Genomic DNA, 24680 nt, shown 5'->3' on the forward strand with positions numbered 1-24680 from the left:
TTTCATCCGCAATTCATCAATCACCTGAACCCCAGTCGGTTCAGGTGATTTTTTGGTAACCGGTGGATTGATTGGGGCGGACCGTTGCGGACTGTTGACCAGGAGAAGCGGCTAAGTTTGCTGTGATCGTGCGCGCAATTTACACTGTAAACTACCGAAGTTATGATAACATGGTATAATTAATTATCATGATGCAAGGAGGATGATCATGAGTCTAGCAAGTATCAACTGGAGCTCGATTTTTGTTTGGCAGAATTTAATGAATGTGATCGATATTCTCGCGGTTTGGTTCTTGATCTATAAGGTCATCATGTTGCTACGGGGCACCAAGGCGGTGCAGTTGTTCAACGGGATCTTGATCATTATCGCTATCAAAGCGGTCAGTTATGTCCTGAATTTGCACGCGCTGTCGTACATTGTTGATCAGGCAATCAACTGGTCGGTGGTCGTGCTGGTCGTGATTTTTCAGCCTGAGATTCGGCGGGCGTTGGAACGATTAGGACGCAATCAGATTTTCGCGACGGGTCACAAGGAGAATGACGATGCCAATCACTTGATCGAGGGGCTGGACAAGGCGATCCAGTACATGTCGAAACGGCGGATCGGTGCCTTGATCACAATTCAAATGAATACCGGATTGGAAGACTATATTGAAACCGGGATTCCTTTGGATGCAGACGTTTCCGGCGAATTATTGATCAACATTTTCATTCCGAACACCCCGCTTCACGACGGGGCGGTGATCATTCGCGACAACAAGATTGCTGTTGCGGCGGCTTATTTGCCATTGTCTGAAAGCAATATGATCCCGAAAGAATTAGGAACGCGGCATCGAGCCGCCGTGGGGATCAGCGAGGTGACCGATGCCTTGACCTTGGTTGTTTCTGAGGAAACCGGTGCGGTCACGATCACCAAGAATAGCCAATTGATGCATAATTTGAGCCGAGAGGATTATTTGAAGTTTCTTCATGTTCATCTCGACCCACCAGAAGTGAAAAACAATTGGTGGCAGAACTTCCTGGGCTTCTTTAAGCCGAAACAATCGAAGGAGGAGGAGACCAAGAAATGAAAGATTTTTTCAATCGTCCTTGGGTTTATCGCGTTCTCTCCTTAGGGTTGGCCGTCTTATTGTTTGTCTACGTTCAATCGAACAATTTGGGTTCAACCATATCTGATCAAAGGCAAAACAGCGAGCAAACCGCCATCGCGCAGACCAAAACAACCATGCGCGTCTCGTTACAGGTCGAAGCTGATGTTGAGAAATATTTCGTTACCGGCTATCCTGAAAAGGTTGACGTGACGATTTCCGGTTCTAAGGCGCTGGTGGCCAGCACGAAGAATATGCAGAATTTCCGAGCGTATATCGACCTGCGTGACTTGTCAACCGGCACGCACACTGTTAAAATCAAAATTTCGGGTTTGAGCTCATCGTTAAATTTCTCGGTCAAACCAGAATCTACGAAAGTTAAGATTCAAACCCGGTCTGATCGAACTTTGCCGATCCAGGTCAACTTTAATTCGAATCGCGTCGCCGATGGTTATTTGGTGGGCACGCCGACGATCAGTCCAGAAACGGTCCGTGTTTCGGGGTCGAAGTCTGAGGTGAAACGGGTCAAACAAGTCGTGGCCGATCTTGATCTTAGCGCGAATACCAAAGCGAATTACGAACAAGAGGTCATGCTCAAAGCGTTGGATAAGAATGGTAAAGAAGTCGATGTGTTAATGAGCCCACAAACGGCCCATGTCGAATTGCCGATCTCATTACCAACCAAGAAACTGACCCTGAGTTTCAGTCAGGACGGCGATGGGCAAGATGGTTTACTGTATGCGTTCACCAGTTCGGTGACCCAAGTGACCGTTTCAGCGCCGCAAAGCGTTTTGTCTGATTTGCCCAACACGTTGACCATGCCGATCGATGTTAGTGATATCACGGCAACGGTGCAAAAGACCATCACCTTGGCTAAGCCGGATGGGGTTGTCGCGATCGATCCGAAGTCTGTGGCCGTTAATATTAAGGTCACCCAGAGTAATTCCGAAGGTAGCTCGTCCAGTAGCTCCAGTAAATCAAGTCAGTCAACATCAAGCTCTAAATCGAGCTCAAGTTCAACATCCAGTGGCTCATCTGCCGATGATGAAACCGAAACAGATTCAGATTCTGAATAGTTAAGAGGAGAGAGAACAATGGTAAAATATTTTGGTACTGATGGTGTGCGCGGTGTCGCCAACAAAGAATTGACTCCGGAATTAGCATTTAAATTAGGGCGCGCTGGTGGTTATGTTTTGACCCAACACGCCGAGCAGGAGTCGGATCACCAAGTTCCGCGCGTTTTAGTGGCCCGTGATACCAGAGCGTCAGGTGAACTATTGGAATATGCCTTGATCTCCGGCTTGTTATCGGTAGGAATCGAAGTTTTGAAATTAGGCGTGATCACAACGCCAGCCGTCGCTTATCTCGTGCGGGCGCAAGGCGCTGACGCGGGAATCATGATCTCGGCGTCACACAATCCGGCTCAAGATAATGGCATCAAGTTCTTTGGGTCTGATGGCTTTAAGCTGTTGGACAGCGAAGAAGAAGAAATCGAAGTTTATCTGGATGCCGCGGAAGATCGCTTGCCACGTCCCGCCGCACAGGGCCTAGGAACCGTTGACGATTACCCGGAAGCTGCCCAGAAATACTTACAATTCATCGAACAAACCGTGCCTGACGACCTCTCCGGCATCAAGATCGTTTTGGACGCGGCCAATGGGGCGACCAGTGGGCTCGTCAATCGTTTGTTCGCTGATCTGGAGACTGATTTCACCACGATCGCTACGTCGCCAGACGGTCTGAATATCAATGATCATGTTGGTTCCACTCATCCCGAGAAATTAGCCGCAAAAGTTGTGGAGACTGGCGCTGATTTAGGTCTGGCCTTTGACGGGGATGGTGACCGCTGTATCGCTGTCGATGAAACCGGCGCGGTGATTGATGGTGACAAGATCATGTATATCCTGGGCACTCATTTCGCCCAACGGGGACGTTTGAAGAAAGACACGATCGTCACCACCGTAATGAGCAATATCGGCTTGTATAAAGCTATCGAACAGGCGGGGTTGAAGTCTGTTCAGACTCAAGTTGGCGACCGTTATGTTGTCGAAGAAATGCGGGCCAATGGCTATAATTTAGGCGGCGAACAGTCTGGCCATATTATCATGTCCGATTTCCACAATACTGGTGATGGTATGTTGACGGGGATCCAATTGCTGAACATTATGAAGCAATCGGGTCAGAAACTGTCTGAGTTGGCGGCGCCGGTCAAGACCTACCCGCAACGCTTAGTCAATATCAAAGTGACCGACAAGAAGAGTTGGCAAGATCATCCCACAATCATGTCCGCGATCGATACCGTTGAGAAGGAAATGAACGGCGATGGCCGCGTTTTGGTACGGCCAAGCGGCACGGAATCCTTGCTCCGGGTCATGGCTGAAGCGCCGACCCAAGATCTAGTTGACAAATATGTTGATCAGATCGCCGATGTTGTCCGCAACGAAATCGGCGTGCAAGAATAGCACGACAACATGCCTTGGTTCTCACGATTGTTCGTCCCGCCGGCGCTGGTGCCGCGTTGAACCGGTAAACCGTGGGCAGGCAAGGGGGGCTCCCCTGCATCAAACACAATCAAGCAACAGCTAGCGCGTAACCACAAGCCGCTAGCTGTTTTTATTTGGGTCTAGAATTTTTGGCGTTGAAAGTTGATTTCACACCAAGCGTTCTAGCCCTTTTTTGCCTTAAATTGAGTTTCGCGGCGTGACTATTTTAACAATACCAATTATCTTAATTTAGATATACCAATTCAAAACATTTTCTTGACAACTCGATAATATAGCGATATTATTTCATTTGTTACCAAGATTTAACCTAAAAAATGATATATACCAATTATGAAAAGGTGATTAGACATGTGTGGAATTGTTGGAACGATCGGAACTGGGGCAACGACCCAGATTTTGTTAAAGGGGCTTAATCGACTGGAGTATCGCGGCTATGATTCCGCCGGCATCTACGTCAATGATCAAGATGGCCAAGATTATTTGGTTAAAACCGTTGGCAAGATCGCTGCGTTGGAGGCGGCAGTTGGCCCGCAAGTTCAAGGTCGGATCGGGATCGCCCACACTCGTTGGGCCACGCATGGTCAACCTAGCGTGGCCAACGCTCATCCGCAGTTCTCCGGCTCGAAGCGTTTTTACTTAGTGCACAATGGGGTCATCAGTAATTTCACGGCACTGAAAGAACAATATTTAGCGGATCAAGCTTTCGCCAGTCAAACCGATACAGAAGTGATCGTCCAAATGATCGCGCACTTTGTCGAAGCAGAAGCCATGACCACTTTGGCCGCTTTCCAGAAAACGTTGAGCCTCTTGGCCGGTTCCTACGCGCTGCTATTGGTCGATCGCGAGGATCCAGAAGTCCTGTACGTCGCCAAAAACAAAAGCCCCTTGTTGATCGGGTTGGCAGCAGGCTATAACGTGGTCACTTCTGACGCTCTGGCGACTTATGACTTGACCACTGATTACTTGGAGTTACGCGATGGTGAAATGGCCTTGGTGCGGGCAAGCGACGTGACGATTTTGGACCAGCAGGGTGACACTCAGGGGCGGGAACCGATCGAGATCAAGGTTGAAGCGGACGCCATTGGCAAAGGCACTTATCCCACGTTCATGTTGAAAGAAATCGATGAACAACCGGCGGTGATGCGGCGGATCAGCCAGCACTATTTACCCGTGGATCAGCCAATCGCCATTGATCCAGCCTTGATCCAACATGTGGCTCAGGCTGATCGGCTTTACTTTGTGGCCGCCGGGACCAGCTATCATGCTAGCCTTGTGGGCAAACGATTATTTGAACGTTATGCCCAGATCCCAGCCGAGGCCGGGGTCGCCAGTGAGTTTGGTTATCATTGGCCCTTACTTTCCGCCAAACCTTTCTTTATTTTCTTATCCCAAAGTGGGGAAACCGCCGATAGTCGGCAAGTTCTGGTTGAAGCCAAGCGCCGGGGGTTACCCACGCTAGTGATCACCAATGTCGCTAATTCGACCTTGGCACGAGAAGCTGATTACCATTTGCTCCTTCACGCCGGTCCCGAAATCGCTGTGGCCTCGACCAAGGCGTACACCGCCCAAATCGCTGTTGAGGCGGTTTTGGCCAAAGCCGTGGGGGAAAGGCGCCAGCTTGGGGCGGCGCAAAGCTTTGATTTGGCCGGTCAATTGGCCTTGGCCGCCAATGCGATGGATGAAATCACGGACAACCACCAAGCCTGGGATCAGTTGGCCGCCGAGTATCTGGGCAGCGCTACCGACGCCTTTTACTTGGGTCGCGGCATTGATTATGACGTTAGTTTGGAAGCGGCCTTGAAGTTGAAGGAAATCTCATACGTTCATACGGAAGGTTTCGCGGCGGGCGAGTTGAAGCATGGAACCATCGCCTTGATCGAACCAGGTGTGCCCGTGATCACCTTTATCACGGAGCAGGCAACCGCCGATCATACTCGCGGCAACGTCCAGGAAGTCAAGGCCCGAGGCGGCAACGTGCTGGTGATTGCTAGTGAAGCTTGTCAACAAGCAGGGGACCAAATCGTGATTCCCACCTTGACGGACGAGTTGATGCCGCTGGTGACAGTGGTGTGCGGTCAATTGCTGGCTTATTATGCCACATTACAGCGCGGCTTGAATGTGGACCAACCGCGTAATCTCGCAAAGAGCGTGACGGTCGAGTAAGTTTGGTTCGCAAATCGAACAACCGCCGTTAAAATCAGCTTCTGTTCCCAATCTTGGCCTGCCTGTGGGGTGGCCGGATTGGGAATGGAAGCTGTTTTGCTTTCCGGAAAAACTGCCATGACTGTTCTTGCTAGTGTGGGGGCTCAATTTGGAGCGGTGCCAGTTTGCCGAGAGCCCCTTTAACGCGGGTTGGATTCAGTTAGCGCTGAGCATCAAGTCGATTATGAGGCTATACTGATCACTCCGAACTCGTCACTACAGGTCATGGTTGCCCCAGTGGCTCAGTCCCAAGCCCGCTATCAAAATCGGACCAAAATAGGACTGTACTTTTTGCTAACTTTTAGTAGAATGAGACTAAACGATAAAAAGTAGGGCAACCATGAAAACAGCCATTTTAACAGACAGCGCTTCGTATCTGACTCCAATGGAAGCAGCCGCGATGAACGTCAAAATGTTACCAATCACCGTCATTTTCGGTGAGGAACAATATTTAGAAAATGTCAGCATTACCGCGCCTGATTTCTATCAGCGTCTCCATCAAGAAACCAAATTGCCAACCACGGCTCAAATCACCATGCACCAAATGCAAACCGCCTTCGATGAGTTGACCGCGGCTGGCTATGATGAAGTGATCTGTATCAATTTGTCCAGTGGCATTACCACGTTCTTCGAAAACTTGTCCCGCTATGCGCAAACGGTCACGACGATCAAAGTTTATCCATTCGATTCGCTGATCGCCAGCGCCGGTGAGGCAGACTTGGTGCGGTATGCCCAGTCCTTAGTCGATCAAGGTGAGCACGCGTCAACGATCATGCCTAAACTGACCGCGTTGCGCGCGACGTTGGGCGTGGATTTTGCTGTGGACAATTTGAAACATTTATTACGAACCGGCCGTGTCTCTAACGCCAGCGCTTTTTTGGGCGGTCTATTACAGGTGAAACCGATCTTGCAATTCGATCAGGCTGGCAAAATCGTCGCGGTCGCGAAGGAACGAACGATGCGGCGGGCTTTGCAACATGCGCTGCAGGACCTAACCGCCGCGCAGACCGCCGCGGATTATCCGCTGCAAGTGACGGTGATCGATGGTAATGCCCCAGAGACGTCCACGCAATGGCAGGCCCAAGTTGCCCAAGCTTTTCCCCAAATGCGGGTCCTGACGAGTCATATTGGCCCCACGATCGGCGTGCATACAGGCGAAGGCGTCATGGGTCTCTTGTGGTCGCGAGATTGGCGCACGGAAGCGGCCAGCCTAGGCCAGGAGGCAGAAGCATGATTGGTTATCAAATTGATTCCGAGCTTTATTTAGCCTTGCCCCGGGCCCAAGACGCCAGCGCGCTGACGGCGTTGATTCGCAACAATTGCGCTTATTTGAGTCAGTGGCTGAATTGGCCAGCGGGGACGACTTTAGCGACGGAACAACAGGTGATCCAGCAGAGTCGCCGTGATTTTGGCACCGACAAGAGTTTGGTTTTAGCGATTTGGTGGCGCCAACAAATTGTGGGGATGATCAGCTTCAACGGCTTTCGCGCCGACGGTAAAATCAGCGACGTCGGTTACTGGCTCGGCCAAGAATTCCAAGGGCAGGGCATTATGCATCGCGCGCTGATGGCGTTAGTGCAGATCGGCTTTACGGACTATCAGCTGGAAAAAATCGTGATCCATGCGGGCGTGGGCAATCAGCCCAGCAATGCCGTCGCCATGAATGCCGGTTTCAAACTTGACGGGATGATCCGTCATGACGAACTCTTGACCAGTCAAGGTTGGATCGATCTCAATTCTTATAGTTTGTTGCGGCAGGAATGGTTGGCGCAACAAGCAAACGTGGCGCAATCGAACGCGGATCAACCAGATACGGACCAATTGTAATGAGATACTCGCAAGTCAAATTGGCGACTTTTCAAGCGCGCCCAAATCGTTTTATTGCCAATTGTCAGCTGAACGATCAACTGGTGGTAGCCCACGTCAAAAACACAGGTAAGTGCCGCGAACTGTTGCTTCCTGGCGCCACCGTTGCCTTGACCTATTGTCCTAGTCCTCAGCGCAAAACGGATTATGATCTGATTGCGGTTCTGCACGAGGGACGCTGGATCAATCTTGACTCCCAAATCCCGAACGATTTGGCGGCAGATGGCGTGCGCCGTGGCTTGATCGCCTTGCCAGGCATTGCTCAAGTCGCCGCGGTTCGTCGAGAAGTGGTCTTCCAAGATTCGCGGTTGGATCTGGCTGGGACGAGCCGCGACAATGAGGCTTTCTTTGTTGAGGTCAAAGGGGTGACCTTACTCGATGGCGAGCTGGCCGCCTTCCCTGACGCGGTGACGACCAGGGGATTGAAACATGTTCATACCTTAATGGCCGCCCAACGAGCTGGCTATCAGGCTTATCTGCTGTTTATCGTGCAGGCAGCCGGGATCACGACCATGACGATCAATCGGCGCTTGCAACCAGAATTGGCCGCGGCGATCGCTGCGGCGCAGGCTATTGGCGTTCAGGTTTTAGTTTACGGCTGTCAGGTGACCGCAGATTCGATTGAGGTGGCCGAGCCGTTACGCTTCTCACTGGATGCTGATTTTATTTTGCCGGGGTAGTTTGGGGGGTGCTGATTTTTTCGAAAAAATAGCGTTCTGTTGTCAAATTTACGCTTGATTGCAGGTGTGCTGGGTTTGGTGGTGATGCAACCGCCTCAGGACGTTTGTCGTGGCTGGAACGCGGTGGGCACTGTTTTGAGCCAATCCGCAAGCCCGGCGGCTTGTCTCAAAATCAGGTCTTATTCTAAGCGATAAATCGCTAAGAATAATCTCACCGCTGAGCCACACGTCCTGAGGCGGTTGCTAGGCAGAATTGAGTCTATCTGCAATCGAGGCGAAGGATTTGACGAAGTGGTTTTGCGAGCTAGAGGTCAAACAATCGCCCTTTGTGGGGTGGTACGGCAATGCCAACTGAATTGGGAATAGTTGGTTGGTATAGTTTGCATTTGTTGAACATCTTTATCTGCTCCTGCGACAATTCATGGGTGGAAACTGACTAATTCAGCTGATTCACCAAGAACTAGTTTTGTTCATCAGGCAGACTGCTCCTGTGTGACCAATTTAAGGCTGGTACCCACTAACCACGGCCGTCAATTGCGTGGCTCCCCATCAATTGGCGATAGCCTACCAGTTGGCGTGAGTGCTCAAACGGCTGTTATAACGTTGAGCGGCTGGAGCGGAGAAATTCGGGGTGAGATCGCCGTGAAATTGTCCTTGGCGGCTTTGCCGCTTAGGACAAGGCCTGATTTTGAGACAAGCCGCGTACTTTGCGGATTGGCTCAAAACAGCGCCCACAGCGAGCTCACCCCGAATTTCGCAGCGCAAGCTGCGGCCAATCTGCTTTCATATCTCGAGAAATGATAAATTAATTAAAAAGTACTTGACTTTTATCATTCGGGCCAGTATTCTTAGAGACATCTTAATAAACTGTTGGAGTGATCGTTATGTTAAGCAACACGACCTGTCAACAATTGAATAGAAATTATTACTACGCCTATTATGGATAGCGGGTTGCACCGTCAGGATGCAAGCCGCGCGCAGGTTTGTATCCGTGATGGTCGTAGCTTTTAGTGAGACTAAGCTAACCACATGGATGAGATGGATTCCATGTGGTTTTTCTTTGGGCGTTTACCTTAGCGGGACGTTTTCAACCAGCCACAAGAATCTTTCTTGTGACTGGTTTTTTTGTCCGTAGGGAATTGGAGGAGCATATGCGGAAACGAACATTGTTTATCTTGCTGGGATTGTTATTGGTTTTGGTTTTTGGGACTGATTATTACAGCAAACAGCAAACTGATGATGGCAAAGTCCACGTCGGTATTTTGCAATTAATGGATCAAAGCGCCTTGGACCAAGCACGTAAAGGGTTCATCGCCGAATTGAAAAAAGAAGGGTATTCTCAAGACAAGAATTTGGTGATCGACTATGTTAACGCCCAAGGTGATCAGGCCAACTTGCGGGCAATGAGCGAGCGCTTGATCAATCACCATAACGATTTGAATTTAGCAATCGCTACACCGGCGGCGCAGGCGTTGTTGGCAGTGGATCAGAAAACGCCGTTGTTGTTTACCGCGATCACCGATCCAGTCGATGCTGGCTTGGTCAAGTCCTTCGCCCATCCGGACAAGAACGTGACCGGCGTGACCGATAGCGTTCCGGTCAGTGAGCAGATCGCCTTGCTTCAGAAAATGTTTCCTCAAGCGAAAACGGTTGGCTTGCTTTACAACGCGGCGGAACCGAATTCGGTGATCCAGATCAAGGAAGCCCAGAAAGTTTTGAAAAGCGCTGGTCTGAAAGTGGTTGCCCGGACGGTGGCCACCACCAATGATGTGGAACAAGCGGCGACGAGTTTGGCCCGCCAAGTCGATGTGATGTATCTGCCTGCTGATAATGTTTTGACGGCGGCGATGGCGTTGATGGGGAAGGTGTCGGAGAAGACGAAAACACCGGTGATCCCCGCGACCACGCCGATGGTTCAATTGGGCGGTGTTGCTACCCAAGGGATCAATTACTATCAATTGGGTCAGCAGACGGCGCAAATGGCGGTCAAGATCTTGAAGGGTAAGCAGATCAGCGAATTACCGGTGGAGAAGCCAGCCAAAAGTTTCCTGAGTTTCAACAAGAAATTGGCTGCTGTTTTCAAAATCGATCCGGCGAAATTTGGGAAATAACCCCGCCGCTTAGCAACCAAATCATGAATGAGTTTAACGCGCAATAACTTGATTTAAGCCGTTTTAGCCGGATTCTTGGCCAAGTTCGAGCTTGGCATGAGTCGTCCGCGTAAATGGCCAGATCATCAATTAAGAAAGTGGGTTGGGAAAAATGGATTTATTGATTTCAAGTCTATCCTTAGGGCTTTTATGGTCGATCATGGCGATCGGCGTTTACTTAACATTTCGAATTTTAGATATTGCGGATATGACCGCGGAGGGTAGTTTTCCACTGGGCGCGGCGATCACCGCCCGGCAGATCGTGGCCGGCGTCAATCCGTGGGTAGCGACCTTATCTGGTTTTCTCGCAGGCTGTTTGGCGGGACTGATCTCCGGATTTATGCACACGAAATTGAAGATCCCCGCGTTATTAACTGGTATTTTGACCCTGACCGGCTTATATTCAGTGAATTTGTTGATCATGGGTCAATCCAATATTTCTTTGTTGGGCCGGGTCAAAACCGTGATCAGTTTGTTGCCAGACATGAGCACTTCCAGTGCGGCGATTCTGATCGGGGTGGTGGTGTTGGCCTTGGTGATCGGCTTGCTGGTGGTTTTCTTCAATACCGAAGTTGGACTGGCCGCGCGAGCGGTGGGTAACAACGAGGAAATGAGCGCCGCCAATGGGATCAATGCGGACAATATGAAAATCATCATCTACATGATCTCTAATGGGCTGATCGCTTTGGCAGGGAGTCTAATGGCCCAGATCAATGGCTACGCCGATAGCAGCATGGGCATCGGGACCATCGTGATCGCCTTGGCCGCGATCATTATCGCCGAGGTGCTGGTCGCCAATTTATCCTTCGGGATGCGCTTGGTCACGATCGTGGGCGGCGCGATCATTTACCGTTTGATCATCGCTTTGGTCCTACAATGGGGCGTTGATCCGAACAACTTACGCCTGTTCTACGCTTTGATGTTGGCCTTGTTCTTGTCCGTGCCGTTGTTACAGAAACGAATCGGCCAACGCCGGCGTCGCCAGAAAAATATCGCTGAAATGGAGGCAGATCAAGATGACTAACGCATTAGAATTACGCAAATTACATCAATTTTTCAACCAGGGGACGGTCAATGAACGTCACGTTCTCAAAGGAATCGATTTAAAGCTGGCGCCGGGAGAATTCGTGGCAGTGATCGGCGGTAATGGCGCTGGCAAGTCGACCTTATTGAACAGCATCGCCGGCAGTTTGCCGGTGGATCAAGGCCAAATCAAGATCGAAGGCGAAGATGTCACTTATGAAACAGTGGCTAAGCGAGCACGCTTGATCGGTCGTGTTTTTCAGGATCCGCAAATGGGCACAGCCCCGCTGTTGACCGTTGAGGAAAATCTATCATTAGCCCTTTTACGAGGACAGAAGCGCAATTGCTGGTCTTTTGGCGTTAAAAAGAAGCAACGCCAGTTTTTGCAAGAACAGTTGGCCTTGTTGAATCTGGGCTTGGAAGATCGCTTGAGCGCCGAGATCGGCTTGCTCTCCGGCGGCCAGCGTCAAGCCATCACCTTACTCATGGCCACCTTACAGAATCCGGCCTTGCTATTGTTGGACGAACATACCGCTGCCTTGGATCCTCAAACCAGCCAGATCGTCATGACTTTGACGGCGCAGTTGGTCGCGGAGAAGCAACTAACGACGTTGATGATCACCCATAATATGGCCGACGCCTTGAAATTCGGTAACCGCCTGATCATGTTGGATCAGGGGCAGATCGCCATTGACGTGGCTGGCGCCGAGAAAGCCCAGCTGACCGTGCCTGATCTGTTGGCCCTTTTCAAGCACAAAAGTGGCCAGGACCTGACCGACGATCGGGTCTTACTGAGTTAGGTCAACTGCTAGACAATAAAAAACGCGATCCCCCTGGATCCGCTAAGTTCGTAAGCGGATCAGGTTGGGAAATCGCGTTTTTGTTTGCGCTTTTTCGTTTGGGCAGGTCGACTGCATCTAGGTGTGGGGCAACCGCCGTGGCTAGAACGTGGTCAGCGCCAAGCCGACCGGCAATGATTTGGTTGGCCGCTTAGGCGCCGCTGGGTCTATTTGACCTCAATCAAGCCAGAGCTGGTGTGGGCGGTCAATTTAAAGGTGGGGTCGGCACCTAACTGGCCATGTTGCTGATGGCGTGTGCGCGGCGTTTCATAAAGCGCTGCTTCGGGCAAGACCAATTGACCAGAGCGGTTATTCAGGTGGAAGAAGTAATGACTGGTTTCGGGAAAACGAACTTTGAGCCAGCCGCTCTTGTTGATACAGGTTAGATCGGTGGCGATCTGGGTAAAGCTTAGATTCACGTTGCCGCTAGTGTTCTCAAAATGACCGCCGCCAGACAGGTGCTGTCCGTTGATTTCCCCAGAACGGGCGTAGAAATGGAAGCGCTGGGCTGTCAACTGATCGGCGCTAATGTTGCCACTAGTGCATTCTAGATTGATTTCGGCGGCCTGCAGTTCGGTCGTTGTCAGGATGCCGCTTTTGGCCAGAACGCTGATCATGCTATCAGGTCCGCGACCTTGGCCTTGACTGAAGCGAATTCGGCCGCTGGTGGTCAGCAGGGTCAATTGCTGGCCCTGCAGGTTGCGGGCAGTGATCTGACCACTTTTGGTCTGCAAATGGATCTGATCCAGCTGCAAATTACGGGTTCGAATCGCGCCACTGGTGGTGCTCGCTTCTAGAATATAATGACCTACCAGATCCACCAAGTGCAGGCTACCGGTCTTGTTACTCAAATAGACGAAGCCGGTGTAATCCGCTGGCACGATGATCTCAACGTGAATCCGTAGGAATGCCAAGGGAACCCGCGCCGGTTGGGTCAACTTGAGCTTATCGCCTTCGTTTTTGCCGCTGAGGTAGGTGTTTGGGCGCGCCAAGTTGCAGTACTCATTGACCACCAGATCGGCGCCCGCCGCCCCAGGGAGCAAGCTGATCTTCGCTTGGCGGTAGCTAATAATGATTTGATTCAAATGGGCACAGGAGAACTTGGAACTGTTGACCAATTTCAAGGCGAGAAAGTGATCGTAAAGTTGGCCTAAGCGGCGATGATCCACCGTTTTCTCATTATCGGTCACCGCTTGGAGAATCTCATCGAGGTCAGGCAAATTGGCCAGTGTCTCTTGGATCGCGGCGGGCTGATCTTGACCTTGGCGGATTTTATCGGCGACAGTTTCATTTAGATCGATCAGCAAATTGCGATAAATTTCTTCTGTTTCGGGCGTTGTGGGGAATTTCTGGAAATGTTGTTGTAAGGCGGTCCGAATCTCAGGAAACATCTCGGTCTTCCTTTCCGTGATTTGAGCGAACGTCAACTTAATGCTAAAATAATAAAACGTTCGTTGATCGTAATGCCCTTATTTTAGCATAGAATGACTGGAATTATTGACGAAAGTCACTGGCGCTTTACTTCAGCGCCCACAACTAATCTCAAGTTTGCGTTGAGCAGGAGGTACAGATCTTTGTCACGTCGCGGTGAAAGACTTTTTTTAGGATTAACGTTAATGGTGATGCTCATTTTGTTTATCAGTTCGGCGATGACTTATTCGCAACAAACGCTAGTGCCCACGCTGAATGGGCACCGCTTCGATTGGCTGGCTAGCTGGGTCAAAGATTGGTCTGTGACCTATGCGGGCAGAACTCATTCGGTGCAAGTAGATGGGTCGGCGGCCTTTATCGAATTTTTATTGCGGAAGACCGCCCATTTCGGTAGTTATTTGTTGCTGGGTGGTTTCGCCTATCTGGGCTTAAGTCGGCAACTTCCCCGGCCGGTGTTTCGCCTGCCGGTGACTTGGTTGGCGACGACTGGCTACGCGGCGACCGACGAGTTTCATCAATCACTGACCGGTGAACGGAGCCCGCTGATCCAAGATGTCATGCTGGACGCCACGGGCGCGCTTTGTGGGATTCTCCTGTGCGCTTTGATTTGGGCGCTGGTGCAACAACGCCGGCAGCGACGCCAAGGTTTGGCGCAACCAATGAGACGATTGAAATAGTAACAGCCACGGGCGTTGGCGATCGTTAGTCAAACTCAACGGCCAGACCCGATTTTGTGATTTGATCATTTAGGCTGGCAAAGTGGTCTGAAACTGATCAAATTCCGCTGCAGAAGTCGGCGCGCTATTGCGGCGGTCCCGTTTTTTTGGTATGATAGGAAAGGTTTTTACCAAGTTTGTAGATGAAAGAAGGAGAAGCGAATGTCAGGACATTCAAAATGGCACAATATCCAAGGCCGCAAGAATGCGCAAGACTCTAAGCGGGGCAAAATTTTCCAAAAATTGTCACGTGAACTATATATGGCTGCAAAGAGTGGTGATCCTGATCCCGCGAACAACCCTTCATTACGCTTGGTGATGGATAAGGCGCGGGCAGCAAACATGCCTAAAGACAATATTGAACGTGCAGTCAAGAAAGCCCAAGGTGGCGACGGCGCTAACTACGAAGAAGTCACTTATGAAGGCTATGCTCCAGGCGGTGTCGCTATTCTGGTCGAAGCGTTAACGGACAACAAGAACCGGACCGCTTCCTCAGTACGGGTAGCGTTTACTCGTAATGGTGGCAACTTAGGCGCGACTGGTTCAGTTAGTTACATGTTTGATCGTCGCGGCTACATCGCTATTGATCGGACAACCACCGACGCGGATGAAGATCAGATGTTGGAAGATGTGATGGACGCTGGCGGCGATGACTTGCAAACGTCTGATGATGTTTACGAGATTTACACCGACGCGAAGGAATTCGCAGCTGTTCGGGATGCTTTGGAGAAGAAGGGGTATCAGTTGGCGAACGCGGAATTGACCATGATCCCGCAAAACACCACCCCAGTTCCCGCGGATAAAATTGAACAATTTGAACGAATGATCGATGTTTTGGAAGACGACGATGATATTCAAGAAGTTTATCACGCCGGCGAATTACCAGACGAAGATTAAAACTAGCTAACCCTGGCACTTCTAAGAAAGGCCGAGCCCCCAATTTGGGACTCGGCCTTTTTGTGTCCCTTTTTATAGCCATTCCCGGTTGAGCAGGCCTGGGCACCATCGGTTTTCGGGGACCAAGCAAAAGTTTCAAGCGTAAATAAAAAAATTAGCGCTTCGTCGCGTATTTAAGGTCAAGGAGGTGAGAAGATGATTGCCGATCAAGCTTATGACTTGCTTCAACAGGCGGCGCAGCGTGGTGATAATGACTTGTTTTTGAAGCCAATTGTGATGGGCTGGTTGATTTACGGACGTCAAACCGGGCAAAGTGTTTTTGTGATGCAATTGGATCTAGCTCAGGGGCAGGCATTGATCAACTATTTCAAGTTCAATGCCCAAATGGATCTTAGTGAGCAACGCCGACCACAAATCGGTGCTTGGCATTATCAAGAGCAACGGCTGACCTTGGATCTGCGCTTGACAAGTGTGGCCGATTTTCAAAATCGGGAATGCCTGGTGATCCGGTTACTTTATCCGATTCGCGCTGATGGTCACTTTATCAATGAACAGCGGTTTCAAATATTGCGCGGGCAGTTGCGTCAGCGGGGCCTATTTCTTTTCTCGGGGCCGACTGGTTCTGGGAAAACGACTTTGCTGTACCAATTGGCCCAACAATTGGCGCAATCACAAATGGTTTTGGCTATTGAAGATCCCACCGAAATCAATGCGCCGGAGATCACCCAGCTACAGGTCAATGATTTGGCAGAGATGGATTATCAAGCCCTTTTGAAAATCAGCTTGCGCCTCCGTCCCGATATTTTGGTCATTGGCGAGATCCGTGACGCTCAGACAGCCGCAATCGCCGTTCAGGCCGCGTTAAGCGGGCATACTGTCTTGGCGACGATCCATGCTCGCAGCGCACCAGGGACATTATTGCGTTTGGCAGACTTGGGTGTTGCACCAGCCACGATTGCCAGCGTCGTCACGGTTGCTAGTTATCAACGGTTAGTCCCTTTGATCGATGGGAACTTAGCAGTTGGCTTGGATCTGATGACAGCATCCTTGATCCAGCAATGGGTCAAGGATCAGAATCACCATGTCGATCAATGGGAGGTGTGGCAAAATGATTTACAGCAAGCCTGCGAACAAAACCGAATCACTTCAACCGTTTATCAGCAGTTCGCCTGTGGTTAAGCAACGATTAAAACCGCAACAGCTGATCGACTTTTTGGATCTTAGTGGCCAACTATTGGCAAACGGATTCAACGAAGCCGCGATTTTCCAAATGGCCTACGATTTGAAATTGCTATCACTAACGCAATATCAGGCTGCTCAGAGTCAACTCGCCAACGGAGCCGACTATGGCCAAGCTTTGGCCCAGATCTGCAGTGATCAAGAATTATTGATGCAGGTGACGCTGGCAGCGCAACAGGGGAACTTGACCGTTTGTTGCCAAGAGAACAGTAAATTATTGCGTAGCCGGCAACAACAATTACGCCAATTACGGCAACTCTTGACTTATCCCTTATTATTGCTGGCGATGTTGTTGGTCATGGCAGCTTTTGTTCGGTTCTACTTACGCCCCCAGATCCTGCAGTTGGTGCCGGAGAATCAACAGGCTCAGGGGTTGGGGGTTTACGGTTGGGTGATTTTCGTTGGCCTGATCCTGGTGGGATTGTGCGCTTGGTTGAGGTGGCGGCGCCGATCACGTTTGCAACAACTTCGTCGACGTTTGCGTTGGCCGATCCTAGGCAAGGTTTGGCGAGATTATACCGATTACTTGCTTTACACCGATCTGGCCCAGCTGATAGCTAGTGGGCTACCATTGCAAGATATTCTGACTTTATTGATCACCACGGTTCCCCAGTCCCTACAAGGGCAAGTGGCCGCGTTAGTTCAGCTGAAGTTGCAAGCAGGCCAGCCACTGGCGACCGTCATTCAAGAAGAACCCTTGTTGCCCCGGAAGCTCACCTTATTGCTGGCACAAAGCCGCCCCCGTGCTTTCCAGGGGGCCGCGCTGAAAACACTGGCCCAGCAAAGTTACCAGCGGCTCGATCAACGCTTACAACATCTGATCGATCAAGTTCAACCGCTCTTATTCGTGGTGATTGCATTGATGATCACCCGTTTGTATTTACAAATTCTCTTACCGATGTATCACATGATGAAAGGATTTTAACAATGAAGAAGATGGACCTACATTTATCCCGCCGCCAGCAAAAGCGATCAGGCTTTACTTTGATTGAAATTTCTCTGGTTTTGTTAATTATCGGCCTGCTGTTACTTATCATGATTCCGAATCTCAATCAGCAGAAGAAGATGGCCGAGCAACGAACTGACGCGGCATTTGTAACTAATATGAACACCCAAGTGACCTTGTACCAAAATGATGAGCAGGAGGCACCAGTCAGCTGGTCCTCCTTGGCTAAGGCAGGTTTGATCAGTTCGAAACAGCAAAAAAAGGCGGAACAGATGAAATTGACGATTCGCACGGATGAGTCAGGTAATTATTGTGTGGAGACAGAATAAGAACAGTTGTCAAGCCGCGTTCACTTTAGCTGAAATCAGTCTAGTGCTATTTTTGATCAGTGCGGGGTTGATCATTGGTGGTTATTTTTGTCGGCCAAATTGGGATGAACTCCTTGAACGGGCAGCCTTCCAACGCTTTCAAGACGCCTATGAACAGGCCTTTGACTATAGTTTGGCTCACCGTGAGGACGTTACCATGATGATCGACGAGCCAGGTAAACAAGTTGTTTTCGAGGCAGCGGCCTGGCGCCAACCGCATTGTGTACATTATCCCGCAACCGTAATGATCGAAAAGAACTGGACCAAACGGATGTTGATCAGTCAAGGACGGGTCAAATCACCAAATACGATTCGTTGGCGTGGTCAATATTGCCAGTATGATCTCAAACCACAAATGCGCTGGGGGCGATTGAAAATTGATCGGAAATAGCCAGTATCCTCGCCGACAAACGAATCATAAAGTGGTGTGTTCTCAGAAAAACGCCGGATTTATCTTGTGGGAAACTGTCGTGGACTTGATTGTGGTTATCTTGATCAGCTTTTTCTTATTTGAAACGATCACGGTCGATCAACGGCAACTTAATCAATTGCAGGCCACGAACCAAAGATTGATCGAGGAGAATAATGAACTCAAACAAACTTGGGCAGTCCAACAGCCCCAAACGCAATTTGATCCGGAAGATTCTGAATAAACAGTGTGCTGGGTTCACCTTAGCCGAAGTAACGGCCAGCCTATTCATTATGCTGCTGACCTGTCAGTTATTAGTGGGCAACTTACAATTATGTCGGATCGGCGCACAACTGGTCCAAACAGGTCAGCAGGCGCCCACCGAGGTAGGCTTGCTCCAACTGGAAGAAACGCTTCAGGAAATGACGATCGATTGGTCTTGCAGCACGAAAACCAAGTTATTGCTGGTCGATCAACAAGGTAAACGGTTCTATTTGTCACATAAATTGGAAAAGCCTAAAAGCGCCAGTTATCGTGATGTTCTGCTGTCGGCGGAAGATGGTGCGGGCTACATGCCTTTGTTACAACGAGTGTTGCGGATCAGCTGGGACTATCAAGCGCCACTCCTGACTTTGGATTTGAAAATGATGGATGAGAAGCAGACAACCTATCACCGCTGTTATTTAATCTGGCCGAACCAGCGCCCAACCAAAAATGAGGCGAACGCCGCTGATACCAGTCCTGAAGATGTCAGTGACAAGCACCAGAAAATTGAAGACCAGCGAGACATGAGTGAGGTGACAGATGGATCCAACTAACTTTTGCAGGCGGAAACGTGCTGGTAGTATTACGTTATTAACTTTGACGATTCTAACCTTTGATCTCCTCTTGATCGGATTGTTCCAAAGTTATTACAGCCAGCGCGTGACCCATTATCAGAATCAAAACTTTTATTATCAACAGCAAAATCAACAATTACGGCGTCAACTCAAGTAAGTTCACCGCCATTGGTTGCCCGATCTGAACTAGACCACGCTTGCGATTCGTCTGAAAATGCTTGCATATCCGTGACGATATCGGTAAAATGGCAACTAGGTTCATCATTGATTGGAGTGACGGGATGACGGCGAATTTGGATCAAATCGAGAAAACGTATCAGCAGATTGATTCTGCTGTGGCACTGTTACGATCAGCGTTGAATTCTGACTATCTAACTGCTTTGACAGAAACATTGAGTAATCTGCTCCAGCATCAAGTTCATGTGGAAAATGGTGCTCCCAACGCTGAAACGGTTGCTGACTTAGAGGCAAAGTATGCCCAGATCGAATGGGTCTCCTTATCGGCAGCACAACGGCTAGAACTCAGTCAGTTATTATTGTTCCGACGCCAGCAACAAGACCATCCACAGGCCAACTTCCAAGCGACGCCAAATGCGATCGGCTTGTTGATTAGCTTGTTGTTGGTGACCTTCATGAAGCAAGACACCCCGGCCTTATCGATCGTGGATCCTACGGTTGGCTCGGGCAGTTTGCTGTTCACGTTACGGCAGCAACTGCGGTTTCGTGTTCCTGAGGTCAGGTTAGTGGGGCTGGATAATGATGATGATCTGTTGGCGCTAGCGGCGGTGTTAAGTGAGTTTCTTCCTAGCGACTTGGCTCTGATGCATCAAGATGCGTTGATGCCTTGGTTATTGGATCGTGCCCCTGATGTGGTTGTTGCGGATTTGCCGGTGGGGTATTATCCGGTGGATTCACGGGCGCAAGCTTATGACCTGCATGCAAAAAGTGGCCATTCTTTTGCCCATTTCTTGCTGATCGAGCAAAGCATCAAAATGTTAGCTCCTGGCGGGTGGGGGATCTTTGTGGTCCCAGCGAACCTGTTTAATAGTGCGGGTGCCCTAGATCTGTTGGGTTGGCTGACCAAACACGCTTATTTACAGGCGTCTTTGAGTTTAGCGAACACGACTTTCCAAAATCAGCAGGCTGAAAAGGCATTGATCGTCTTGCAAAAACACGGCGATGATGCGCAGCAGGCCAAGGAAGTTTTGATAGCCAAAGTTCCAGATTTAAATAAAGTTACTGCCGTTCAGCATTTCTCACAGGAGTTGCAAGGCTGGGCGCGGGATAATTTATAGAGGAGATTGACAAATGGTTAAGATTTTAGCGGTAAATGCGGGAAGTTCGACACTAAAGTGGAAGCTCTTCGAAATGCCTCAGGAAACGGAAATCGCTTCGGGCATGGTCGATCGTTTAGGCCTTCCAGGTTCGACGTTCGCAGTGAAATTCAATGGTACGAAAACAAAAGACGAGATCGATATTCCCGATCAAGAAAAGGCAGTTAGTTTGTTGCTGCAACGCTTGACGGATTCGGGAATCATCGCTGACCTGACCGAAATCAAAGGTGTTGGTCACCGAATCGTTGCTGGCGGTGAATTTTTTAAAGAGTCTGCTGAAGTCACCCCAGAGAATCTACAAAAGATCATTGAATTATCTGCCTATGCGCCATTGCATAATCCTAATGAGGCCAAGGGAATCCAAGCATTCCAGCATAATTTACCACATGCCAAGCAGGTTGCTGTTTTTGACACTTCTTTCCATACGTCAATGCCAGAAGTCAATTACCTTTACAGCGTGCCGATGGATTACTATCACAAATATGGTGCTCGGAAATATGGAGCGCACGGAACTAGTCACCGCTATGTTTCACAACGAGCGGCGGAAATTCTGGGCGTGCCTTTGAAGAGCCAGCGGATGATCACCATGCATTTAGGCAGTGGTGTTTCGATCACCGCCATTAAAGATGGTAAATCATTTGATACATCAATGGGCTTCACACCGCTGGCAGGTGTGACGATGAGTACACGCTCCGGCGATATTGACGCTTCTCTAGTTGCATTCTTAATGAAGAAACTCTCAATTACGGATCCCGATGAGATGATCGACATCCTTAATAAGAAATCTGGTTTGCTGGGCATTTCGGGGCTGTCTCCTGATATGCGTGATTTACTTGATACCAGAGCTGAGCGTCCAGAATCACAGTTGGCGATTGATATTTTCGTTAACCGCATTGTTCGTTATGTTGGACAATACGTGGCTGAAATGGGTGGCGTCGATACTTTGGTCTTCACCGCCGGGATGGGCGAAGGCTCGATTCCAGTTCGGAAGATGATTGTCGATAGTCTTGGCTTTATCGGTGCGAAGCTGGATGAGGAAGCTAACAAAGTTCAAGCCGTTGAACGGGTGATTTCAGCACCGGATTCAAAGGTCAAGGTACTGATCGTGCCAACGAATGAAGAGCTGATGATCGTTCGCGATGTGATCAAATTGACGAATCTAGCGTAGACAATCGAGTGACAACAATACTGAGGGCGGCACTGACCGCCCTTTTTTTGCTAAGAATGATTGTTTGGGAGGTGGCGTGATGGCAGTAGGTTATTTGTGGTTAGCGATCGTGATCGGAATTTTCGACTTGGTTGCCTTGGCCACGAACTGGTTCTTCTTGGAGATCCATGCAGGTTGGTCAATGGTCCGCTTGATCATTGGCGGGATCCTAGCCGTGGGACTCACGATTTTGAATTTACGCTTGTCGGCGACCACTGATGCGGTCCAGCACCTGGTTTTGGCGATTTTCGCGTTGACCGCACTGCTTTGGGCCGTGATTCGGAAGGGGTTGGGCAAGCGCTATGTTTTGACCTCTTTAAGTACTAACGGCCTCAAGGACTGGCGGGCCTTTAGTGATTTCCGGATTGAAACGGATACGGCCGATCGCACGCTTCTCACGTTGATCGACTTCGGTCAGCGCGAGTATCAGCTCAAGTTGATGGCCACCGAGGCGGAAGTTCGGGACTTCGTGACAGCACACATTAATCAGCAATCATCATGAACAGCAACAATGGAGTGGAAAAAATGGCAATTGAACAACGAAAGCAACGTATTTTTTATGGCCGTTGGTGGCAAGGTAGCAATCAGGCGACCCGAGATGGCGAATTGAACAATGAAATCGAGAAATTTCTGGCTCAATACCCTGATCTGACTCAGTTTACTGGGATTGCTTTTCATGATATCCCAGGTGGTCTCCGCTACTTTATTGGTTCGGAAAACTTGGGGATCGGTGAGGCTTTCACTTTGATCGCCGATGATTACTGGATCGAACCGGTGAAGAACGGTCGGGTGAAGCCGGTTTATCAGCGGATCCAGCGAGCGTTTAAAACAGATGATCTATCCGTGATCATTGAACCACTGGCTAATAGTACTGATTTCTTACCGATCAAGATCGAGAATTACCAGGTCGATGAAGAAACCGGTGAATTTCAGGTGGTCCAAGTGGAGATCCCGATCGATCCCAAACACTGATTTATATTCTCAATAATCTAACTGCGAAATCGTTTCTTTTTCAATTGGGCCAAAGCGCCTGATTGTTTTGAGAAACGATTTTTTGCGTGGGCGGATCCGGGCACCAACTAACGGCAACAAGCGAGAAGCTAACGATTAAGGGTTTATTAAGAATGTTCACAAAGATTAAGACTAGCTTGATAATAACAAGATAAGGAATAAAATAAGAAATGAAAGCGCGTTCAACTATTCGGGAGGCTTGGGCGAATGGACAAGGATGTGGTGTTGTGTGGCAATCGAATCATCATTCTGATCATTGATCTGCTATTTGCCGGTCTGTTGGCTGTGACCTTAGTTTTGTACCAAGCTGATTTCCAAACGACGAATCGCTGGCTCCTGTTGTTGACGCTACATCCGCCGCTGTTGTTCGGCTTGCTACTCTTCTTTGACTTGGGTGGATTATTGGTGATTTATCACCTGAGTGAACAAACGCGAGTTGAGCGGCGGTTGCGCGTTATTCTGGGGGCGACCGCGGCAAGTGTCAACGGCTTGCCACTAGTTGATTTAAGCATCATCGGGGCGGCGGCCGGTATCCTTGGTTTGGGCGGGTGGTTCGCGTTGGCGTCGCGAACTTGCTCGATTAGCTTAGTTGGTTGGTTTGCGCTGATTTTGGGTCTCTTTGTCGGGCAACAAGTTGCGCTTTGGTTGTATTTAGTGGGCAGGTGACGGGGTTGAAATATTTCGAATTTATTCGGCATGTTTATTTGAAGCGGATGGTGCTGACGATTTTGGGCGTGCTCTTCATGATGGCGTTTGCCTTCATCGCCTTTATTTGTACGAGTTCGCTTGTTTCGGTCGTCCGTGGTTATCAGGGGCTGGCGGCGTTGCGCAGTGAAGAGGTTTACGCGGGAAATAATCAGTCAGATCCAGAGAAATTGAATCAGGCTTACCAAAATGATCCGGAGAAACTCGCCAAAAATACAGCTGCGATCATGGCCAGTCTGGAAAAGACTGGTGATTACGTGTTGCACTGGCGCTATACGACGACGCAAAAATTTCCGAACGCCAAGGGGACCGAGAGTTTGACGGCGGAATTAATGTTTGCCAATCAGCATTTTTTCAAATTCTATCCGCTGACCGTGGTTCAAGGTGAGCCGTTGGACAATGCCGTTTTCCAACAAACGGGGTCAAAGATTCCGGTTCTTGTCGGGGCGAATTTAGCGGCGGCCTTACCCTTGGGGCACACATTCAAACTAACAGATCCCGGTTTGGGGCGGTCGGAGTCTTATTATGTGCGTGGTATTTTGCAAGCGAATCAGGGCATTCAGTCGATGTACATGCTGGATTCTGAAGATTTATTGAATAATACGATTGTTCGACCATTGCGGCAGCGAGATCTGGCGACCCTTAGTCCGGATCAGCTGTCAGCCGGGTTGCAGGACCTGCTTGTTTTTGGCAAAGCCACCAAACAGTTACCAGCAATCAGCCGGCAAATCAATCGAGATCAGATCTTCAAGGTGAAATTCTATTCCGTCGAAGCCAATATCAATGAATTTCTCACGTTTTATCGTCAACAGGATCCTTTAGTCATTATTGCACTGGTCATTTTGCTGGGGACTGCCGGCTTTTTAGTCTGGAATACCATCAAAACAATCAGGGATTCTCAAAAAGAAATTACGCTTCGTTTGGCGCTGGGCTTGGCGCCGAATGATGTTTTCCTGGCAACTTTTATTTTGGAAGCCTTGGCGTCCGTGATCGCCTTAGGTCCGGCGGTGGCTGCCGCGCGAATGCTGGCCCGATTTATGCAAGATCCCGCGTCATCTGGAGGCGTACAGCTGGCCCAGACAACCTTGATCAGGAACGATGATTTGCTTGCCTTAGCCATTGTGGCGCTGATTTTATTGGTGCTGGCGCTACTGCTTAGCGTGATTGCGCGGCGAACTGTCCGTCAAGGAACCACACGTCATGGAACAACGATCGAGGTCAATTAAA

Annotated in this window: 27 protein-coding genes; 26 read left to right on the forward strand and 1 reads right to left on the reverse strand. The window is 49.6% G+C overall.

Annotated elements, in window-relative coordinates:
• The first annotated feature begins 208 nt into the window (after positions 1-208).
• The 11 genes from cdaA to EKM94_RS05000 all read left to right on the forward strand — a co-directional run bounded on the left by cdaA (position 209) and on the right by EKM94_RS05000 (position 12312).
• Entirely contained in the window at positions 209-1069 is an 861-nt protein-coding gene (gene cdaA / locus EKM94_RS04950) for a diadenylate cyclase CdaA (protein WP_225422163.1), read from the forward strand.
• Entirely contained in the window at positions 1066-2163 is a 1098-nt protein-coding gene (locus tag EKM94_RS04955) for a CdaR family protein (protein ID WP_125598388.1), read from the forward strand. Before cdaA ends, EKM94_RS04955 begins: the two co-directional genes overlap by 4 nt.
• 18 nt (positions 2164-2181) lie before the next feature.
• Complete coding sequence (gene glmM / locus EKM94_RS04960; protein ID WP_125598391.1) at positions 2182-3549, forward strand: phosphoglucosamine mutase; 1368 nt, start codon at positions 2182-2184, stop codon at positions 3547-3549.
• Between the two features lie 390 nt (positions 3550-3939).
• On the forward strand, positions 3940-5754 hold the full coding sequence (glmS, locus tag EKM94_RS04965) for a glutamine--fructose-6-phosphate transaminase (isomerizing) (protein WP_125598394.1): 1815 nt from the start codon (positions 3940-3942) through the stop codon (positions 5752-5754).
• A gap of 379 nt (positions 5755-6133) precedes the next feature.
• Complete coding sequence (locus tag EKM94_RS04970) at positions 6134-7027, forward strand: DegV family protein (RefSeq protein WP_125598397.1); 894 nt, start codon at positions 6134-6136, stop codon at positions 7025-7027.
• Complete coding sequence (locus EKM94_RS04975; protein WP_125598400.1) at positions 7024-7620, forward strand: GNAT family N-acetyltransferase; 597 nt, start codon at positions 7024-7026, stop codon at positions 7618-7620. The genes EKM94_RS04970 and EKM94_RS04975 overlap by 4 nt, the downstream gene beginning before the upstream one ends.
• Entirely contained in the window at positions 7620-8339 is a 720-nt protein-coding gene (sfsA, locus tag EKM94_RS04980; protein ID WP_125598403.1) for a DNA/RNA nuclease SfsA, read from the forward strand. The genes EKM94_RS04975 and sfsA overlap by 1 nt, the downstream gene beginning before the upstream one ends.
• Positions 8340-8831: 492 nt before the next feature.
• Positions 8832-9140 carry a hypothetical protein gene (locus EKM94_RS04985; protein WP_125598405.1) on the forward strand — a complete coding sequence of 103 codons (309 nt, stop codon included), beginning with the start codon at positions 8832-8834 and terminating at the stop codon, positions 9138-9140.
• A gap of 350 nt (positions 9141-9490) precedes the next feature.
• A complete protein-coding gene (locus tag EKM94_RS04990; RefSeq protein WP_125598408.1) occupies positions 9491-10450 on the forward strand; it encodes an ABC transporter substrate-binding protein in 960 nt (319 codons plus the stop codon).
• 151 nt (positions 10451-10601) lie between these two features.
• Positions 10602-11513, forward strand: a complete 912-nt coding sequence (locus EKM94_RS04995) for an ABC transporter permease (protein WP_125598411.1) — start codon at positions 10602-10604, stop codon at positions 11511-11513.
• On the forward strand, positions 11506-12312 hold the full coding sequence (locus EKM94_RS05000) for an ABC transporter ATP-binding protein (protein WP_125598414.1): 807 nt from the start codon (positions 11506-11508) through the stop codon (positions 12310-12312). The genes EKM94_RS04995 and EKM94_RS05000 overlap by 8 nt, the downstream gene beginning before the upstream one ends.
• A 206-nt stretch (positions 12313-12518) precedes the next feature.
• On the opposite strand, the gene EKM94_RS05005 is transcribed toward EKM94_RS05000, so the two are convergent.
• Positions 12519-13742, reverse strand: a complete 1224-nt coding sequence (locus EKM94_RS05005) for a DUF4097 family beta strand repeat-containing protein (protein ID WP_125598417.1) — start codon at positions 13740-13742, stop codon at positions 12519-12521.
• A gap of 183 nt (positions 13743-13925) precedes the next feature.
• Between EKM94_RS05005 and EKM94_RS05010 the strand changes: the two genes are divergently transcribed.
• The 15 genes from EKM94_RS05010 (at position 13926) to EKM94_RS05080 (ending at position 24679) form a co-directional block, all read left to right on the forward strand.
• On the forward strand, positions 13926-14459 hold the full coding sequence (locus EKM94_RS05010) for a VanZ family protein (protein ID WP_263853229.1): 534 nt from the start codon (positions 13926-13928) through the stop codon (positions 14457-14459).
• Positions 14460-14660: 201 nt separating this feature from the next.
• Positions 14661-15395 (forward strand): YebC/PmpR family DNA-binding transcriptional regulator, encoded by a 735-nt coding sequence (locus EKM94_RS05015; RefSeq protein ID WP_125598421.1) that lies wholly within the window; start codon positions 14661-14663, stop codon positions 15393-15395.
• Positions 15396-15590: 195 nt separating this feature from the next.
• Entirely contained in the window at positions 15591-16574 is a 984-nt protein-coding gene (comGA, locus tag EKM94_RS05020) for a competence type IV pilus ATPase ComGA (RefSeq protein ID WP_125598424.1), read from the forward strand.
• Positions 16567-17559: a type II secretion system F family protein gene (locus EKM94_RS05025; protein ID WP_164511110.1), complete on the forward strand. Its 993-nt coding sequence runs from the start codon at positions 16567-16569 to the stop codon at positions 17557-17559. Before comGA ends, EKM94_RS05025 begins: the two co-directional genes overlap by 8 nt.
• Positions 17560-17561: 2 nt before the next feature.
• Entirely contained in the window at positions 17562-17909 is a 348-nt protein-coding gene (gene comGC, locus EKM94_RS05030; protein ID WP_125598430.1) for a competence type IV pilus major pilin ComGC, read from the forward strand.
• A 43-nt stretch (positions 17910-17952) separates the two neighbouring features.
• The gene (locus EKM94_RS05035; protein ID WP_125598433.1) at positions 17953-18339 is read left to right on the forward strand and encodes a substrate-binding domain-containing protein; all 387 of its coding nucleotides are present in this window, start codon (positions 17953-17955) and stop codon (positions 18337-18339) included.
• Positions 18326-18601 (forward strand): LapA family protein, encoded by a 276-nt coding sequence (locus EKM94_RS05040; RefSeq protein WP_125598436.1) that lies wholly within the window; start codon positions 18326-18328, stop codon positions 18599-18601. Before EKM94_RS05035 ends, EKM94_RS05040 begins: the two co-directional genes overlap by 14 nt.
• Complete coding sequence (locus EKM94_RS05045; protein WP_125598439.1) at positions 18534-19175, forward strand: competence type IV pilus minor pilin ComGF; 642 nt, start codon at positions 18534-18536, stop codon at positions 19173-19175. The genes EKM94_RS05040 and EKM94_RS05045 overlap by 68 nt, the downstream gene beginning before the upstream one ends.
• Positions 19162-19353 (forward strand): hypothetical protein, encoded by a 192-nt coding sequence (locus EKM94_RS05050; protein ID WP_125598442.1) that lies wholly within the window; start codon positions 19162-19164, stop codon positions 19351-19353. Before EKM94_RS05045 ends, EKM94_RS05050 begins: the two co-directional genes overlap by 14 nt.
• A gap of 124 nt (positions 19354-19477) precedes the next feature.
• Positions 19478-20491 (forward strand): class I SAM-dependent methyltransferase, encoded by a 1014-nt coding sequence (locus EKM94_RS05055; RefSeq protein WP_164511112.1) that lies wholly within the window; start codon positions 19478-19480, stop codon positions 20489-20491.
• A 13-nt stretch (positions 20492-20504) separates the two neighbouring features.
• Entirely contained in the window at positions 20505-21698 is a 1194-nt protein-coding gene (locus EKM94_RS05060) for an acetate/propionate family kinase (protein ID WP_125598448.1), read from the forward strand.
• Between the two features lie 79 nt (positions 21699-21777).
• Positions 21778-22239 carry a hypothetical protein gene (locus EKM94_RS05065; protein ID WP_125598450.1) on the forward strand — a complete coding sequence of 154 codons (462 nt, stop codon included), beginning with the start codon at positions 21778-21780 and terminating at the stop codon, positions 22237-22239.
• A 23-nt stretch (positions 22240-22262) separates the two neighbouring features.
• Complete coding sequence (locus tag EKM94_RS05070) at positions 22263-22709, forward strand: hypothetical protein (protein WP_125598453.1); 447 nt, start codon at positions 22263-22265, stop codon at positions 22707-22709.
• A 246-nt stretch (positions 22710-22955) separates the two neighbouring features.
• Positions 22956-23414: a hypothetical protein gene (locus EKM94_RS05075; RefSeq protein WP_125598456.1), complete on the forward strand. Its 459-nt coding sequence runs from the start codon at positions 22956-22958 to the stop codon at positions 23412-23414.
• 5 nt (positions 23415-23419) lie between these two features.
• Positions 23420-24679 carry an ABC transporter permease gene (locus EKM94_RS05080; RefSeq protein ID WP_125598459.1) on the forward strand — a complete coding sequence of 420 codons (1260 nt, stop codon included), beginning with the start codon at positions 23420-23422 and terminating at the stop codon, positions 24677-24679.
• The last annotated feature ends 1 nt before the right edge of the window (position 24680 follow it).

It is taken from the genome of Lapidilactobacillus achengensis, from assembly GCF_003946655.1.
GTDB classification, from domain to species: Bacteria; Bacillota; Bacilli; order Lactobacillales; family Lactobacillaceae; genus Lapidilactobacillus; species Lapidilactobacillus achengensis.

Excerpts from the sequence above, each read along its gene's own strand:
- EKM94_RS05055 (WP_164511112.1), top strand. The coding sequence starts at position 19,478 with ATGACGGCGAATTTGGATCAAATCGAGAAAACGTATCAGCAGATTGAT.
- comGC (WP_125598430.1), top strand. The coding sequence starts at position 17,562 with ATGAAGAAGATGGACCTACATTTATCCCGCCGCCAGCAAAAGCGATCA.
- EKM94_RS05065 (WP_125598450.1), top strand. The coding sequence starts at position 21,778 with ATGGCAGTAGGTTATTTGTGGTTAGCGATCGTGATCGGAATTTTCGAC.
- EKM94_RS05045 (WP_125598439.1), top strand. The coding sequence starts at position 18,534 with ATGAACTCAAACAAACTTGGGCAGTCCAACAGCCCCAAACGCAATTTG.
- EKM94_RS04955 (WP_125598388.1), top strand. The coding sequence starts at position 1,066 with ATGAAAGATTTTTTCAATCGTCCTTGGGTTTATCGCGTTCTCTCCTTA.
- comGA (WP_125598424.1), top strand. The coding sequence starts at position 15,591 with ATGATTGCCGATCAAGCTTATGACTTGCTTCAACAGGCGGCGCAGCGT.
- EKM94_RS05050 (WP_125598442.1), top strand. The coding sequence starts at position 19,162 with ATGGATCCAACTAACTTTTGCAGGCGGAAACGTGCTGGTAGTATTACG.
- EKM94_RS05070 (WP_125598453.1), top strand. The coding sequence starts at position 22,263 with ATGGCAATTGAACAACGAAAGCAACGTATTTTTTATGGCCGTTGGTGG.
- EKM94_RS05075 (WP_125598456.1), top strand. The coding sequence starts at position 22,956 with ATGGACAAGGATGTGGTGTTGTGTGGCAATCGAATCATCATTCTGATC.
- sfsA (WP_125598403.1), top strand. The coding sequence starts at position 7,620 with ATGAGATACTCGCAAGTCAAATTGGCGACTTTTCAAGCGCGCCCAAAT.
- EKM94_RS05060 (WP_125598448.1), top strand. The coding sequence starts at position 20,505 with ATGGTTAAGATTTTAGCGGTAAATGCGGGAAGTTCGACACTAAAGTGG.
- EKM94_RS04975 (WP_125598400.1), top strand. The coding sequence starts at position 7,024 with ATGATTGGTTATCAAATTGATTCCGAGCTTTATTTAGCCTTGCCCCGG.
- EKM94_RS04990 (WP_125598408.1), top strand. The coding sequence starts at position 9,491 with ATGCGGAAACGAACATTGTTTATCTTGCTGGGATTGTTATTGGTTTTG.
- cdaA (WP_225422163.1), top strand. The coding sequence starts at position 209 with ATGAGTCTAGCAAGTATCAACTGGAGCTCGATTTTTGTTTGGCAGAAT.
- glmM (WP_125598391.1), top strand. The coding sequence starts at position 2,182 with ATGGTAAAATATTTTGGTACTGATGGTGTGCGCGGTGTCGCCAACAAA.
- EKM94_RS05015 (WP_125598421.1), top strand. The coding sequence starts at position 14,661 with ATGTCAGGACATTCAAAATGGCACAATATCCAAGGCCGCAAGAATGCG.
- EKM94_RS04970 (WP_125598397.1), top strand. The coding sequence starts at position 6,134 with ATGAAAACAGCCATTTTAACAGACAGCGCTTCGTATCTGACTCCAATG.
- EKM94_RS05000 (WP_125598414.1), top strand. The coding sequence starts at position 11,506 with ATGACTAACGCATTAGAATTACGCAAATTACATCAATTTTTCAACCAG.
- glmS (WP_125598394.1), top strand. The coding sequence starts at position 3,940 with ATGTGTGGAATTGTTGGAACGATCGGAACTGGGGCAACGACCCAGATT.
- EKM94_RS04995 (WP_125598411.1), top strand. The coding sequence starts at position 10,602 with ATGGATTTATTGATTTCAAGTCTATCCTTAGGGCTTTTATGGTCGATC.
- EKM94_RS05005 (WP_125598417.1), bottom strand. The coding sequence starts at position 13,742 with ATGTTTCCTGAGATTCGGACCGCCTTACAACAACATTTCCAGAAATTC.